Origin of the sequence: Streptomyces mutabilis, assembly GCF_046628145.1 — a bacterium.
Taxonomy (GTDB): domain Bacteria; phylum Actinomycetota; class Actinomycetes; order Streptomycetales; family Streptomycetaceae; genus Streptomyces; species Streptomyces mutabilis.
Map to the genome: position 1 here is coordinate 740,270 of NZ_CP176874.1, position 13,187 is coordinate 753,456.

At 71.7% G+C, this 13,187-nt stretch carries 11 protein-coding genes and 1 pseudogene; 8 read left to right on the forward strand and 4 right to left on the reverse strand.

Translation table 11 applies throughout. The annotated features are described in order from the left end of the window. Positions 1-42 precede the first annotated feature (42 nt). The 6 genes and pseudogenes from ACLIN4_RS02935 (at position 43) to ACLIN4_RS02960 (ending at position 8,942) form a co-directional block, all read left to right on the forward strand. Positions 43-315 carry a DUF5133 domain-containing protein gene (locus ACLIN4_RS02935; RefSeq protein ID WP_100047243.1) on the forward strand — a complete coding sequence of 91 codons (273 nt, stop codon included), beginning with the start codon at positions 43-45 and terminating at the stop codon, positions 313-315. A gap of 52 nt (positions 316-367) precedes the next feature. Continuing rightward, positions 368-2,368 (forward strand): alpha-1,4-glucan--maltose-1-phosphate maltosyltransferase, encoded by a 2,001-nt coding sequence (locus ACLIN4_RS02940; protein ID WP_307653282.1) that lies wholly within the window; start codon positions 368-370, stop codon positions 2,366-2,368. Beyond that, positions 2,365-4,083: a maltose alpha-D-glucosyltransferase gene (treS, locus tag ACLIN4_RS02945; protein ID WP_307653281.1), complete on the forward strand. Its 1,719-nt coding sequence runs from the start codon at positions 2,365-2,367 to the stop codon at positions 4,081-4,083. Before ACLIN4_RS02940 ends, treS begins: the two co-directional genes overlap by 4 nt. Before the next feature lie 28 nt (positions 4,084-4,111). Beyond that, entirely contained in the window at positions 4,112-5,473 is a 1,362-nt protein-coding gene (locus ACLIN4_RS02950) for a maltokinase N-terminal cap-like domain-containing protein (RefSeq protein ID WP_107480191.1), read from the forward strand. A 3-nt stretch (positions 5,474-5,476) separates the two neighbouring features. Continuing rightward, a pseudogene (gene glgB / locus ACLIN4_RS02955) lies at positions 5,477-7,737 on the forward strand (1,4-alpha-glucan branching enzyme). Positions 7,738-7,850: 113 nt separating this feature from the next. After that, positions 7,851-8,942 (forward strand): glutamate--cysteine ligase 2, encoded by a 1,092-nt coding sequence (locus ACLIN4_RS02960; protein ID WP_100049452.1) that lies wholly within the window; start codon positions 7,851-7,853, stop codon positions 8,940-8,942. Positions 8,943-8,978: 36 nt separating this feature from the next. Here the strand turns inward: ACLIN4_RS02960 and ACLIN4_RS02965 are convergent, their stop codons facing one another. Then, positions 8,979-9,212 (reverse strand): DUF6480 family protein, encoded by a 234-nt coding sequence (locus ACLIN4_RS02965; protein WP_100049453.1) that lies wholly within the window; start codon positions 9,210-9,212, stop codon positions 8,979-8,981. Positions 9,213-9,363: 151 nt separating this feature from the next. Between ACLIN4_RS02965 and ACLIN4_RS02970 the strand changes: the two genes are divergently transcribed. After that, on the forward strand, positions 9,364-11,232 hold the full coding sequence (locus tag ACLIN4_RS02970) for an AMP-dependent synthetase/ligase (protein WP_411575465.1): 1,869 nt from the start codon (positions 9,364-9,366) through the stop codon (positions 11,230-11,232). Between the two features lie 85 nt (positions 11,233-11,317). Here the strand turns inward: ACLIN4_RS02970 and ACLIN4_RS02975 are convergent, their stop codons facing one another. Next, positions 11,318-11,605: a DUF4190 domain-containing protein gene (locus ACLIN4_RS02975; RefSeq protein WP_411575466.1), complete on the reverse strand. Its 288-nt coding sequence runs from the start codon at positions 11,603-11,605 to the stop codon at positions 11,318-11,320. Positions 11,606-11,859: 254 nt separating this feature from the next. Between ACLIN4_RS02975 and ACLIN4_RS02980 the strand changes: the two genes are divergently transcribed. Continuing rightward, positions 11,860-12,294 (forward strand): ATP-binding protein, encoded by a 435-nt coding sequence (locus ACLIN4_RS02980; RefSeq protein ID WP_073732126.1) that lies wholly within the window; start codon positions 11,860-11,862, stop codon positions 12,292-12,294. Positions 12,295-12,306: 12 nt separating this feature from the next. Here ACLIN4_RS02980 and ACLIN4_RS02985 read toward each other — a convergent pair whose 3' ends face one another. After that, positions 12,307-12,759, reverse strand: coding sequence for an ATP-binding protein (locus ACLIN4_RS02985; protein ID WP_257101965.1), 453 nt, complete (start codon positions 12,757-12,759; stop codon positions 12,307-12,309). Positions 12,760-12,805: 46 nt separating this feature from the next. Further along, entirely contained in the window at positions 12,806-13,171 is a 366-nt protein-coding gene (locus tag ACLIN4_RS02990; protein WP_107480498.1) for a PRC-barrel domain-containing protein, read from the reverse strand. Between the last annotated feature and the right edge of the window lie 16 nt (positions 13,172-13,187).

Genomic DNA, 13,187 nt, shown 5'->3' on the forward strand with positions numbered 1-13,187 from the left:
AACTCGATCGTCCGTACCGGACCGTCCGGAAGGTGACCGGCCATGCTGCTCCCTGCGAAGTCAGAGGTCGCCCGGCAGCTGCGGCGTTACCGCGCCTGGGAACGCTCCATGCTGGCGTCCCCCTCGGACGTCTCCGTCCGGGCGACCTTCGAGGACTCCGGCTACACCCTGTGCGTGCTGATGGGAAAGCGGTGCGCACGCGAGGCCGCGGAGGCGGCCGAACGGTACCTGCGGACGAACCTGGTCACCTGTGCGCAGGAGCAGCCGGAACTGCTCTCCCCGTCGGGGCGGAAGACCCCCTCCGGCGCGGCTTGACCCATTCGGCCGGGCCGGCGCCCGGCCCCGAGCACGGCGGAGGTGAGAACGGATGAGCACGACCGTGGAGATCGGGCGTATCCCGGTACGGGACGTCCACCCGGTGGTGGATCACGGCAGGCGCCCGGCGAAGGCGGTGGCGGGAGAGACGTTCCAGGTCACCGCCTCCGTGTTCCGCGAGGGACACGACGCGGTGGCCGCCAACGTCGTACTCAAGGACCCAGAGGGCCGGCCGGGCCCGTGGACGCCGATGCGGGAGCTGGCCCCGGGCAGCGACCGCTGGGGCGCCGAGGTCACCCCGGACGCCCCGGGCAACTGGACCTACCGCGTCGAGGCGTGGAGCGATCCGGTCACCACCTGGCAGCGACACGCCCGGATCAAGGTACCGGCCGGCATCGACACCGGACTGGTCCTGGAGGAGGGCGCCGAACTGTACCGGCGGGCCGCCGCGGGGGTGCCGAAGGACGCCGGCCGTGCCGTGGTGCTGGACGCCGCCGAGACCCTGCTCGACGACACGCTCCCCGTGGCCACCCGGCTGGCGGGGGCGTTGACGCCGGAGGTGGACGCGGTGCTGGCCCGGTACCCGCTGCGGGAGCTGGTCACCACCTCCGACCCGCTGCCCCTGCTGGTGGAACGCGAACGCGCCCTGTACGGCGCCTGGTACGAGTTCTTCCCCCGCTCCGAGGGCACCCCGGCCCGGCCCCACGGCACCTTCCGCACCGCCGCCCGCCGCCTGCCCGCCATCGCCGCCATGGGCTTCGACGTCGTCTACCTCCCGCCCGTCCACCCCATCGGCACCACCCACCGCAAGGGCCGCAACAACACCCTCTCCGCCGGACCCGACGACGTCGGCGTCCCCTGGGCCATCGGCTCCCCCGAAGGCGGCCACGACGCCGTCCACCCCGACCTCGGCACCCTCGACGACTTCGACCACTTCGTCACCGAGGCCGCACGCCAGGGCCTGGAAGTCGCCCTCGACTTCGCCCTCCAGTGCTCCCCCGACCACCCCTGGGTCCACAAACACCCCGACTGGTTCCACCACCGCCCCGACGGTTCGATCGCCCACGCCGAGAACCCGCCCAAGAAGTACCAGGACATCTACCCCATCGCCTTCGACGCCGACATGGACGGCATCGTCGCCGAGACCGTGCGCGTCCTGCGCTTCTGGATGGACCACGGCGTGCGGATCTTCCGCGTCGACAACCCCCACACCAAACCCGTCGTGTTCTGGGAGAGGGTCATCGGCGAGATCAACCACGCCGACCCCGACGTCATCTTCCTCGCCGAGGCCTTCACCCGCCCGGCGATGATGCACACCCTCGCCCAGATCGGCTTCCAGCAGTCCTACACCTACTTCACCTGGCGCAACACCAAGCGGGAACTGACCGAGTACCTCACCGAACTGTCGGGGGAGGCCGCCTCCTACATGCGGCCCAACTTCTTCGCCAACACCCCCGACATCCTCCACGCCTACCTCCAGCACGGCGGGCGCCCCGCCTTCGAGGTCCGCGCCGTCCTCGCCGCCACCCTCTCCCCCACCTGGGGCATCTACAGCGGCTACGAACTGTGCGAGAACACCCCCCTGCGCGAAGGCAGCGAGGAATACCTCGACAGCGAGAAGTACCAGCTCAAACCCCGCGACTGGGCCACTGCCGCCCGCGAGGGCACCACCATCGCCCCCCTCATCACCCGCCTCAACACCATCCGCCGTGCCCATCCCGCGCTGCACCGGCTCAGGAACCTCCGCTTCCACCGCACCGACAACGACGCGCTCATCGCGTACAGCAAGCGCGAGGGTCCGGACGTCGTGCTCGTGGTGGCGAACCTCGACCCTCACCACACCCAGGAGGCCACGATCTCGCTCGACATGCCGCAGCTCGGCCTGGACTGGCACGAGTCGGTGCCGGTCCACGACGAACTCACGGACGAGACCTACCACTGGGGCCGCACGAACTACGTGCGGCTGGAGCCCGGCCGGGCCCCCGCCCACGTCCTCCACATCCGCCGGCCGTCCGCCGCCGCGCCCCGGAACGAAGGGTCCGCAGCCTCATGACCGTGAACGAGCCCGTGCCGGACAAGTTCGAGGACACCCCGGCCAAGGACCGCGACCCGGACTGGTTCAAGCGAGCCGTCTTCTACGAGGTCCTCGTCCGCTCATTCCAGGACAGCAACGGCGACGGCATCGGCGACCTCAAGGGCCTCACCGCCAAGCTGGACTACCTGCAATGGCTGGGCGTGGACTGCCTGTGGCTGCCGCCCTTCTTCAAGTCGCCGCTGCGCGACGGCGGCTACGACGTCTCCGACTACACCGCCGTACTGCCCGAGTTCGGCGACCTGGCCGACTTCGTCGAGTTCATCGACGCCGCCCACCAGCGCGGCATGCGCGTGATCATCGACTTCGTCATGAACCACACCAGCGACCAGCACCCGTGGTTCCAGGAGTCCCGCAAGAACCCGGACGGTCCCTACGGCGACTACTACGTCTGGGCCGACGACGACACCCGCTACGCCGACGCCCGCATCATCTTCGTGGACACCGAGGCGTCCAACTGGACCTACGACCCGGTCCGCGGCCAGTACTTCTGGCACCGCTTCTTCTCCCACCAGCCCGACCTGAACTACGAGAACCCGGCCGTCCAGGAGGAGATGCTGGCCGCGCTGAAGTTCTGGCTGGACCTCGGTGTGGACGGCTACCGGCTCGACGCGGTGCCCTACCTGTACGCCGAAGAGGGCACCAACTGCGAGAACCTGCCCGCCAGTCACGCGTTCCTCAAGCGGGTCCGCAGCGAGATCGACGCCCACTACCCCGACACCGTGCTCCTCGCGGAGGCCAACCAGTGGCCGGAGGACGTCGTCGACTACTTCGGCGACTACGCCTCCGGCGGCGACGAGTGCCACATGGCCTTCCACTTCCCGGTCATGCCCCGCATCTTCATGGCCGTCCGCCGCGAGTCCCGCTACCCCGTCTCGGAGATCCTCGCCAAGACCCCGGCCATCCCGTCCGGCTGCCAGTGGGGCATCTTCCTGCGCAACCACGACGAGCTGACCCTCGAGATGGTCACCGACGAGGAACGCGACTACATGTACGCGGAGTACGCCAAGGACCCGCGCATGCGCGCCAACATCGGCATCCGCCGCAGGCTCGCCACCCTGCTGGACAACGACCGCGACCAGATCGAGCTGTTCACCGCGCTGCTGCTGTCCCTGCCCGGCTCGCCGATCCTCTACTACGGCGACGAGATCGGCATGGGCGACAACATCTGGCTCGGCGACCGCGACGCGGTCCGCACCCCGATGCAGTGGACCCCCGACCGCAACGCCGGCTTCTCGACCTGCGATCCGGGGCGCCTGTACCTGCCGACCATCATGGACCCGGTCTACGGCTACCAGGTGACGAACGTCGAGGCGTCCATGGCCTCGCCCTCGTCCCTGCTGCACTGGACCCGCCGCATGATCGAGATCCGCAAGCAGAACCCCGCCTTCGGCCTCGGCACCTACACGGAACTGCCCTCCTCAAACCCCGCCGTACTGGCCTTCCTGCGGGAGTACGAGGACGACCTGGTGCTGTGCGTGCACAACTTCGCGCGGTTCGCCCAGCCGACCGAGCTGGACCTGCGCGAGTTCGCCGGACGCCATCCGGTGGAACTGTTCGGCGGGGTCCGCTTCCCGGCGATCGGCGAGCTGCCGTACCTGCTGACCCTCGGGGGCCACGGCTTCTACTGGTTCCGGCTCACCCGAGTCGCATCCCGCATCGGCCGCCGCGTTTGAGCGCGGGCCGAGGAAAGGACGCGTCACCATGCCGAAGACCGCACCCCTGCGCCCGAGACGTACCCGTCTCACCGAGCCCATGGCATCGCTCGGCGAGCTGCTGCGCGAGTGGCTGCCGCGCCAGCGCTGGTTCGCGGGCAAGGACCGGCCCGTGGCCGAGCTCGGTCTGCTGTCCATGACCGAGCTGTTCCCGGGCTGTCTGCACCTCCTGGTGCACACCGGGCACGGGCCCGTGCCCGCCCCGGGCGGCGCTCCCCCGGCCGGCGACTGCTACCAGTTGCTGCTCGGCGTCCGCGAACACCCGTCTCCGCGCCTGGGCCGGGCCGTCATCGGGCAGGTGCAGGACGGCCCGCTGGCCGGCCGGACGGTCTACGACGCCCTGCACGACCCCCGGACGGCCCAGCTGCTCCTGGAACGCCTCAGGCACCCCGGCAAGGCGGGCCCCCTGCGCTTCGAGGCCGACCCCTCGCGGCCGGTGCCCGGGGGACTCGCGCCGCGGCTGCTGGACGCCGAGCAGTCCAACTCGTCGCTGATCTACGGGGACGAGTTCATCCTGAAGCTGTTCCGGCGCATCCAGCCCGGTGTCAATCCGGACCTGGAGGTGCCGGACGCGCTGGCCCGGCAGGGCTGCGGCCGGGTCCCCGCGCCGGTGGCGTGGATGCGGACCACCCATCCGTACGAGGCGACCCTCGGCGTGCTCCAGCCGTTCCTCAACGACGCCTCCGACGGCTGGACCCTGTCCCTGAACGCGCTGGCCTCCGGGGACGACTTCACCCTTCAGGCCCACGAGCTGGGGCAGGCGATGGCGGACGTCCACCTGGCGCTCGCCGACGCCTTCCCGTCCGGCGCCCCGGGGGAGAACGACCGCACGGCGGCGGCGATGACCGAGCGGCTGACCGCCGCCGCGCACTGCGTACCGGCGCTCCAGCCCTTCGTCCCCGGGCTGCGGGCGGCCTTCGCGGCACTGTCCACCTGCGACTCCGGGCCGCCCGCCCAGCGCATCCACGGCGACCTGCACCTGGGACAGGTGCTGCGGGCCGGCCGGGACTGGTTCGTCATCGACTTCGAGGGCGAGCCGTCGCGCCCGCTGTCCGAACGGCGCAGCGCCCACTCCCCCGTCCGCGACATCGCGGGCATGCTGCGCTCCTTCGACTACGCCGCCCGGCAGCGCCGCCCGTGGCGTCCCGAGTGGGCGCGCCGCTGCCGGGAGGCCTTCTGCGCGGGCTACGCCGCCCGCGCCGGGTGGGACCCCCGTAAGAAGCACGGCCTGCTGCGCGCCTACGAGACGGACCGCGCCGTGTATGAGGTGCTGTACGAGGCCCGGCACCGCCCCGACTGGCTTCCCGTACCCATGGCGGCGATCGAACGACTCGCCGTGAGAGGAGACTGACCCGTGGCCCTCCGCGACACCTCGCTCCCCGAGCCGTCCGGTCCCGTCCCGCCCACCCCCGGTGCGTGCGGAACCGCCCCGCCCCTCGACCCGACCGACCGGGGGCGCCTGCTGGCGGGCGCCCACCACGACCCGCATGCCCTGCTCGGCGCCCACCCGGTCCCCGGCGGCGTCGCCTTCCGGGCGCTGCGCCCGTTCGCCCGCGAGGTGAGCGTGGTCGTCGACGGCGAGCGCCACGCCCTCGTGTCGGAGGGGGACGGCCTCTTCTCCGGTGTACTGCCGTCGCGGGAGATCCCGGCCTACACCCTCGTCGTGGCGTACGAGGAGGGCGAGCAGGAGACGCACGATCCGTACCGCTTCCTGCCCGCCCTCGGCGACCTCGACCTGCACCTGATCACCGAGGGCCGGCACGAGCAGCTGTGGCGGGCCCTCGGTGCGCATCCGATGACGCACGAGGGCGTGAGGGGCACCCGGTTCACGGTGTGGGCGCCGAACGCCCAGGGGGTGCGGGTCGCCGCCGACTTCACCCACTGGGACGGCACGGCGTTCCCCATGCGCTCGATGGGGTCGTCCGGGGTGTGGGAGCTGTTCCTGCCGGGCGTCGGCGAGGGCGCCCGGTACAAGTTCGAGATCCACTCCCGGTACGGGCACCGGTTCCTCAAGGCCGACCCGATGGCCCGCGCGGCGGAGGAACCGCCGAACACCGCCTCCGTGGTGACCGCGTCGGAGTACGAGTGGGGCGACTCGGAGTGGATGCGCACCCGCGGTGACACTCCCGTGCACGAAGCACCGTTCTCGGTGTACGAGGTCCACCTGCCGTCCTGGCGGCCCGGGCTGACCTACCGCGAGCTGGCCGACGTGCTGCCCGCCTACGTCAAGGACCTGGGCTTCACGCACGTCGAGCTGATGCCGGTCGCCGAACACCCCTACGGGCCGTCCTGGGGCTACCAGGTCACCGGGTTCTACGCGCCGACCGCGCGCCTCGGCTCACCCGACGACTTCCGGTACCTGGTCGACGCCCTGCACCGGGCGGGGATCGGCGTGATCATGGACTGGGTGCCGGCGCACTTCCCGAAGGACGACTGGGCGCTGGCCCGCTTCGACGGGGACCCGCTGTACGAGCCCGGGGACGAGCGGCGCGCGACCCACCCTGACTGGGGGACGTACACCTTCGACTTCGCCCGCACCGAGGTACGCAACTTCCTCGTGGCGAACGCCGTGTACTGGTGCGAGGAGTTCCACATCGACGGGCTGCGCGTGGACGCGGTCGCCTCGATGCTCTACCTGGACTACTCGCGCGACTCGGGCCAGTGGGAGCCCAACCAGTACGGCGGCCGGGAGGACCTGGCGGCGATGGCGTTCCTCCAGGAGATGAACGCGACGGTCTACCGGCGCTGCCCCGGCGTGGTGACGATCGCCGAGGAGTCGACCGCCTGGGGCGGGGTGACCCGGCCGACCGACACCGGCGGGCTCGGCTTCGGCCTGAAGTGGAACATGGGCTGGATGCACGACTCGCTGGAGTACGTCGCCCACGAGCCGGTGCACCGCAAGTACCACCACCACGAGATGACCTTCTCCATGGTGTACGCCTACAGCGAGAACTACGTGCTGCCGATCTCCCACGACGAGGTGGTGCACGGCAAGCAGGCGCTGGTGTCGAAGATGCCGGGCGACTGGTGGCAGCGGCGGGCGAACGTGCGCGCCTACCTCGGCTTCATGTGGGCCCACCCCGGCAAGCAGCTCCTCTTCATGGGGCAGGAGTTCGCCCAGGGCGCCGAGTGGTCGGAGAAGCAGGGCCCCGAGTGGTGGCTGCTGGACGAGGGGTACCACTCCGCGGGCGACCACCGCGGCGTCCAGGACCTCGTGCGCGAGCTCAACACCCGCTACGCGAGGAGGACCTCGTGCGCGAGCTCAACACCCGCTACGCGAGGACCCCGGCCCTGTGGGAGCGGGACACCGACCCGGCCGGCTTCCGGTGGGTCGCCGTGGACGCGGCCGAGGACAACGTCTTCGCCTTCCTGCGCTTCGGCGCCGACGGTGCCCCCCTGCTCGCGGTGTCGAACTTCTCGCCGGTCGTCCGCCACGAGTACGCGCTCGCCGTCGGCGACGACGCCACCGCCTGGCAGGAGGTCCTCAACACGGACTCCGAGGACTTCGGCGGCAGCGGCGTGGTCAACCCGGACCCGGTCAAGCCGGAGGACGGGAGCATCCGGATCACGCTTCCCCCGCTGGCGACGGTGTGGCTGATGCCGTACGCCCTCTGACGCTCGGCGGCGCGATCAGGTGTCCGGCCGCTCCCTCGGGGCAGTCGGTGGTCCTACGAACGGGACAGCCTCGTCGTCGCCGCGACCGGGCCCACAGAAAGGCGAACACCACGTTGCGCACCGTCGGAGTGGAGGAAGAGCTCCTCCTGGTCGACCCCGAGACCGGCGAGCCACGGGCGCTGTCCGCCGCCGTGCTCGCCCGGGCCTCGCTGGACGACGCCGAGCAGGACGTCTTCGAGAAGGAACTGCACGAGCAGATGCTCGAGTTCGCCACGCATCCGCAGGCGGACATGGGGCGTCTTCAGGCGGAGATCGTCCGCTGCCGCGGGGAGGCCGCGCGGCACGCGGGCGGCATCGGCTGCGCCGTCGCCGCGCTCGCCACGTCGCCGCTGCCGGTCAGCCCGGCCGTCGGTATGAACCCCCGCTACCGGTGGATGGCCGACCAGTACGGCGTGGTGGTCCACGAGCAGCTGGTCCTGGGCTGCCATGTGCACGTCTCGGTGGAGTCCGACGAGGAGGGCGTGGCGGTCATCGACCGGGTGCGGCCGTGGCTGTCGGTGCTGGCCGCGCTGAGCGCGAACTCCCCGTTCTGGCAGGGCAAGGACTCCGCGTACAGCAGTTATCGCAGCCGGGTCTGGCAGCGCTGGCCCTCGGCCGGCCCGACGGAGCTGTTCGGCTCGGCCGAGACCTACCACCGCCGGGTCGCCGACATGGTCGCCACGGGCACCATCCTCGACGAGGGGATGATCTACTTCGACGTCCGGCTGTCCCAGCGGTACCCCACGGTCGAGTTCCGGGTCGCCGACGTCTGCCTGGACGCCTCGACGGCCGTCGTCGTCGCGGCCCTCGCCCGTGCGCTGGTGGAGACGGCCGCGCGGGAGTGGCGGGAGGGTGTCGCGCCGGCCGGGCACAGTGTGAGCCTGCTGCGCCTCGCAGCCTGGCGGGCGGCCCGGTCGGGGCTGACGGAGGAGCTGCTGCATCCGGCGACGATGCGGCGGATGCCGGCCGAGACGGTCGTACGTGCGCTGCTGGAGCACGTCGGGGAGGCGCTCGCCGCCGGCGGCGACCTCGACCTGGTGCGGGAGGGTGTCGCCCGTCTGCTGCGGCACGGCAACGGGGCGCGGGTCCAGCGCGAGCTGCTGGAGCGCACCGGAAGCCTGCGGGACGTCGTCACCGAGTGCGTACGGCGGACGCAGGCGGTCTGAATCGCCCCTGCGGGGGTCGGGCTCCGTGCCCGTCGTTCAGAGCATCAGCACCAGGGCGTACCCCAGGAAGCCGGCCGCGACGAGCGCGACGAGGACGAGGATCACCGTCAGGGGTGCCACGGCCCAGCCCTTGGGAGGGTTGTTCCCCTCCCACGGGCCGGCCTCGGACATGCTGCTCTCCCCCGGCGGGGTCTCGCCGGGCGGCACGCCGCCTCCCGGCTCCAGTCCGGTGCTGCGTTCGGGTTCCGGGTCCGGATTCGTGTGAGTCATGTCTTACGGGTCCCCCGATCCGCCGAGATCACCGGGCGGGAACACTTCTGCCGTCCCGGCCCCCCGTGACCACCGCCTCGGCTAGATTCAGCACCGCCGTTAACGGTGCTCGTCGGCGGTGTCACCGTCCGTACATGTCAGGAGCCAGTGCATGCGCGACCCCGCTCTCGCTCCCCGGTCGGGGCCGCCACAGCAGACGCCGACCCTGCCGATGCTGGCCCGCCGTCCCACGCCCGACTCCCCCGTCTGGCGGGAAGTGACGGCCGTGGAGTTCCGCGACGAGGTGGTCGACGTCGCCAGGGGCCTGATCGCGTGCGGGATCTCGCCGGGCGACCGGGTGGCGATCCTGGCGCGGACCCGGTACGAGTGGACGGTCTTCAGCTACGCGCTGTGGACGGTGGGCGCCGAGGTGGTGCCGATCTACCCGACCTCCTCGCGCGACCAGGTCGAGTGGATCCTGCGGGACGCGGGCTGCGTGGCCGTGGTGGTCGAGGACGAGCAGAGCGTGATGACGGTCGGCTCGGTGTGCGCGTCGCTGCCGTCCCTGCGCCACGTCTGGCAGCTGGACGCGGGCGCGCTGGACACGCTGGTGGCGCGCGGCGAGTTCATCCCGTACGCGACGGTCGACTCCATGCGCCGCATCGTGCTGCCGGACGCCACGGCGGTCGTCGCCTACACCTCGGGCACCTCGGGCCGGGCCCTCGGCTGCGCGCTGAGCCACCGCGGGCTGGCGAGTCCGTGCGACACGCTGATCGAGGGGTGGGGCCACACGGTGGCGCCGCCCGGGGAGCAGGGCGCGGTCCTCGCCTTCCTGCCCTTCTCGCACGTGTACGGGCTGATGATCCAGAATCTGTGCGTCCGGGGCGGACTGCTCATGGCTCACGAGCCCGCGATGAACGAGGAGGCGCTCGCCTCGGCCCTGCGCTCCTTCCGCCCGACGTACTTCTACGCGGTGCCGTCCGTCCTGGAGAAGCTCTACAAGAATTTCCTGCGCACCGCCCAGAAGGCGGGCCGCGGAGCACTGTTCGAGCGGGCCGCCGACACGGCGCGGGACTTCGCCGCCGCGCTGGAGCGCCGGCGGCTGGGCCGGGGTCCCGGGCCCGGGTTCGACCTCCGGCTCCAGCACTCCCTGTACGAGCGCACGGTCTACCGCAGGCTGCGGGCCGCGCTGGGCGGCCGGGTGCGCCGCGCGACGTCCGGCGGTTCGCCGCTCAGCCGGGAGCTGTCCCTCTTCTACGAGGGCATCGGCGTGTACGTCCACGACGGCTACGGGCTGACCGAGACCAGCGGCGGGCTGACCATGCAGCCCTTCGGACGGGAGAAGTCCGGCACGGTCGGTCAGCCCCTGCCCGGCATGGAGATCCGGGTGGCCGACGACGGGGAGATCCTGGTGCGCGGCCCGTCCCTGTTCCAGGGGTACCTCGGCGACGAGGAGGCCACCCGCGACGTGCTGCGGGGCGGCTGGCTGGCCACCGGGGACCTCGGTCACCTGGACGACGAGAACTACCTGGCGATCACGGGGCGCAAGAAGGACGTCATCATCACCAGCGGCGGCAAGAGCGTGGCTCCGGCGGCCCTGGAGCAGCGGCTGCGCATGCATCCGCTCGTCCACCAGGCGGTGGTGGTGGGCGACAACCGGCCCTGCGTCGGTGCCCTGATCACGCTCGACCCGGACTTCCTGACCCACTGGCGGGCGGGTCTGGCGCTGCAGGGCGACGCCCCGGCCCGTGAGGCCCGGGAGGAGAACGCGCTGCGCGAGGAGGTGGCGCGGGCGGTGGCGGCGGCCAACAGCGCCGTGTCGCGCTCGGAGTCCATCCGGGTCTTCCGCGTCCTGCCCGAACCGTTCGACGTGTCCAACGGGCTGCTGACCCCGTCGATGAAGCTGCGGCGCGACGAGATCGTACGGACCTACGCCTTCGAGATCGACGCGATGTACGAGGCCCGGTCGCACCGCCGCCCGAGGACGGTGCCCCAGGAGCCGGCCGGGTGGGAGGACTCGGACAACGTGTTCTTCCGCTGACCCGAGCGGCACGCGGACGTGCGCGGGCGCGCCGGTGGGATACCGGCGCGCCCGCGCACGCGTGGTCGGGTGTGCTCCGGCCGGGTCAGCCGCCCACGTACCAGGCGAAGCCGCCGTTCGCCGCGCTCACCGCCAGCAGGACGACGAAGACGACGAGGGCCAGGGCGCCGAGCACGATGCCGGCCTTGGCCATGCCCGCGCCGCCCTTGGCCGGGGCCTGCCGGAGGCCGACGGCGCCCAGTACGATCGCGACCGGGCCGAGGACGACGCTGAGGAAGAACAGGCCGATGATTCCGCAGCAAAGACTCGCGATGGCCAGACCGTTCATGCGTGACCTGGACGACGCGGCAGGGGAACTGCCGTAACTGGTCATCAGTGATCTCCCGAGTGGGGTGTCGGAAACGGGCGCTCCCTCGCGGGCGCCCCGGTGTGTTCCGCTTGCCGGGTTCCCTCGCAACCCGCTCTGTATGCCGGGCAATTCGCGGCGGGTGACGGGGGTGTCACCCGTGGCCACCGCGCCCGAACCCTCCCGATCGAGGCGCGTAGCCTCGATCGGCACGGGAACTACAGACGAAGGGAATGCGAAGAAGGGACGACGCCCGGCCGATGCCGGGCCGGGAAGGCGAAATGGCAGCCGAGTCGCGTTGGGACAGGACACTGGCTTCCGAGGAGATCACGAACCGCACCGCCAGCTTCACCGGGGAGCTGCACAACGTGACCGGTGCGCGCCTGGTCGCGGAGGAGTTCCTCTACGACCTGGCCCGTGCGGCACCGCCCGCACAGCCCGAGCACTGGGACGACATCCTGCTCGTCGTCACGGAGCTGGCGGCGAACGCGGTGCAGTACGCCCCCGGACCGTTCCAGTTGCGGCTGCGCCGTACCTTCGACGGCGTCCACGTGGTCATGCACGACACCAGTACGACGGAGCCCGCGCCGCGCCCCTTCCATCCGAGCAGCGGCGGCGGCGGCATCGGCTGGCACCTGATCCACACCCTCTCCGACCAGGTGAGCGTCGTCACCGGCGAGCGGGGCAAGGACATCCACGTGTTCCTGCCCTGGTGACCGCCCGCCGGGTCAGGGGGTGTCCGCGTCGCGCAGCGGCACCAGCACGCTGATCGTCTTGCCGCCCTCCGGCCGGCGGTCCACCACGATGTCCCGGGCCAGGCGGGCGACGAGCGGCCAGCCGTAGCCGCTTCCGCGGTGGCGGGTGGGGAAGGCGTACGCGGCGCGCGGCACCACCGCGCTGTTGTCGTGAACGGCGATCCACATCCCCTCGCCCACGGGCCGGACCTCGAAGCCGGCCAGTCCGTCGCCGTGCCGGATGGCGTTGGTCACCAGCTCCGAGACGACGAGCAGCAGGTCGACGACGTCCTCCTCGCGCACCCCGCGGCCCGCCCCCCAGCGCGCACGCGCCACCGACTCCGCGTACGCACGCGCCGTCGCCGCGCTGGTCACGGCTCCCGGTGCCGGCCCGCCGGGCGCCGTGACGCCGGACGAGGCCGTGGTGATCCCGTCGGTTGGTTCCATGTCAGTGGTGTCCCTGGTGTTCGCCGTGCTGTCGTTCGGCACCGGGTCAGTCCGCGGAGGTCTCCCGCGGCGGCAGCCGATGATAGTAGTCGCCGACGGACGCCAGGTACTCCCGGTCCATCGTCTCGCTGTCGGTGCGGAACCGGGGCGCGGCCTTGACCTCCGCCCGGGTGCAGCCGACCGTGACGGTACGGGCCCCGGGGTCGATGCCCGTGACCATCCCGACCGGCACGAGCACGCTGCGTCCGAACACCCACACTCCGGTGTCCACGACCAGGTGCCGCATGCCGAAGTGCTCGGCCTGCCGGTCCACGTGCCCGATGGTGCCGTCGGTGGCGACGACGGTGCAGCCGGTGAGGTCCCGCCCCTCCACGTGACCGCTGTCCACCGCGTACGACCAGATGCTCTCCATCGGCACGCCGTCCCTT

What these genes read in the sequence shown, in the direction of transcription:
- ACLIN4_RS02970 (WP_411575465.1), top strand. Translation starts at nt 9,364, where the DNA reads ATGCGCGACCCCGCTCTCGCTCCCCGGTCGGGGCCGCCACAGCAGACG.
- ACLIN4_RS02935 (WP_100047243.1), top strand. Translation starts at nt 43, where the DNA reads ATGCTGCTCCCTGCGAAGTCAGAGGTCGCCCGGCAGCTGCGGCGTTAC.
- treS (WP_307653281.1), top strand. Translation starts at nt 2,365, where the DNA reads ATGACCGTGAACGAGCCCGTGCCGGACAAGTTCGAGGACACCCCGGCC.
- ACLIN4_RS02940 (WP_307653282.1), top strand. Translation starts at nt 368, where the DNA reads ATGAGCACGACCGTGGAGATCGGGCGTATCCCGGTACGGGACGTCCAC.
- ACLIN4_RS02965 (WP_100049453.1), bottom strand. Translation starts at nt 9,212, where the DNA reads ATGACTCACACGAATCCGGACCCGGAACCCGAACGCAGCACCGGACTG.
- ACLIN4_RS02950 (WP_107480191.1), top strand. Translation starts at nt 4,112, where the DNA reads ATGCCGAAGACCGCACCCCTGCGCCCGAGACGTACCCGTCTCACCGAG.
- ACLIN4_RS02975 (WP_411575466.1), bottom strand. Translation starts at nt 11,605, where the DNA reads ATGACCAGTTACGGCAGTTCCCCTGCCGCGTCGTCCAGGTCACGCATG.
- ACLIN4_RS02990 (WP_107480498.1), bottom strand. Translation starts at nt 13,171, where the DNA reads ATGGAGAGCATCTGGTCGTACGCGGTGGACAGCGGTCACGTGGAGGGG.
- ACLIN4_RS02985 (WP_257101965.1), bottom strand. Translation starts at nt 12,759, where the DNA reads ATGGAACCAACCGACGGGATCACCACGGCCTCGTCCGGCGTCACGGCG.
- ACLIN4_RS02980 (WP_073732126.1), top strand. Translation starts at nt 11,860, where the DNA reads ATGGCAGCCGAGTCGCGTTGGGACAGGACACTGGCTTCCGAGGAGATC.